Raw genomic sequence first — 1324 nt, 5'->3', positions numbered from 1 at the left:
GATAAAGTCCGTATAATTGTGTAAAAGTAAAAAGGCCATATAACAGTCCTTTTACGGTACAATGTTTTTAACGACAAAAACATACCCAGGAGGACTTTTACATGACCCAAGTACATTTTACACTGAAAAGCGAAGAGATTCAAAGCATTATTGAATATTCTGTAAAGGATGACGTTTCTAAAAATATTTTAACAACGGTATTTAATCAACTAATGGAAAATCAACGAACAGAATATATTCAAGCAAAAGAATATGAACGAACAGAAAACCGACAAAGTCAACGAAATGGCTATTATGAGCGCAGCTTTACGACACGTGTAGGCACGCTAGAATTAAAAGTACCCAGAACACGTGATGGCCATTTTTCACCCACAGTGTTTGAACGTTATCAACGAAACGAAAAAGCCCTCATGGCTTCAATGTTGGAAATGTATGTATCAGGCGTTTCAACTCGTAAAGTATCAAAAATTGTGGAAGAACTTTGTGGTAAATCCGTCTCTAAGTCCTTCGTTTCTAGCTTAACAGAACAGCTAGAACCTATGGTTAACGAGTGGCAGAATCGTTTATTATCAGAAAAAAATTATCCTTACTTAATGACCGATGTACTCTATATAAAAGTACGAGAAGAAAATCGAGTACTCTCAAAAAGCTGTCATATAGCGATTGGAATAACCAAAGATGGCGACCGTGAAATTATCGGCTTCATGATTCAAAGTGGCGAAAGCGAAGAGACCTGGACAACATTTTTTGAATACCTAAAAGAACGCGGTTTACAAGGTACGGAACTCGTTATTTCTGATGCGCACAAAGGATTAGTCTCTGCCATTAGAAAATCCTTCACCAACGTAAGTTGGCAAAGATGCCAAGTTCACTTCCTAAGAAATATCTTTACCACCATTCCTAAAAAAAATTCAAAATCTTTCAGAGAAGCTGTTAAAGGAATTTTTAAGTTCACAGATATTAACTTAGCGCGTGAGGCTAAAAATCGATTGATTCATGATTATATCGATCAACCAAAATATTCAAAAGCTTGCGCATCATTGGATGATGGATTCGAAGACGCCTTTCAATATACCGTACAAGGAAATTCCCACAATCGACTAAAGAGTACCAATCTAATTGAACGACTGAATCAAGAAGTACGCAGAAGAGAAAAGATTATTCGCATCTTCCCCAATCAAACATCAGCCAATCGCTTAATTGGAGCCGTTCTTATGGACCTACATGATGAATGGATTTATTCTTCAAGAAAATACATCAATTTTGATAAGTAGAAATGGTAAAAACATTGTATAGCATTTTACACAGGAGTCTGGACTTGACT

Annotated in this window: 1 protein-coding gene; it reads left to right on the top strand. The window is 36.3% G+C overall.

What is annotated here, in order from left to right; all coding sequences use genetic code 11:
• Nucleotides 1-101: 101 nt before the first annotated feature.
• Complete coding sequence (locus IDG63_RS14200) at nucleotides 102-1274, top strand: IS256-like element IS256 family transposase (protein ID WP_000195429.1); 1173 nt, start codon at nucleotides 102-104, stop codon at nucleotides 1272-1274.
• Nucleotides 1275-1324 lie beyond the last annotated feature (50 nt).

This window comes from Staphylococcus sp. EG-SA-14, assembly GCF_017151935.1.
Taxonomy (GTDB): Bacteria; Bacillota; Bacilli; order Staphylococcales; family Staphylococcaceae; genus Staphylococcus; species Staphylococcus aureus.
Note: the sequence above shows the minus strand (reverse complement) of the source record. Positions and strands in the feature narration are given on the sequence as shown.

Coding starts and splice junctions, on each gene's coding strand:
- IDG63_RS14200 (WP_000195429.1), top strand. CDS start 102: ATGACCCAAGTACATTTTACACTGAAAAGCGAAGAGATTCAAAGCATT.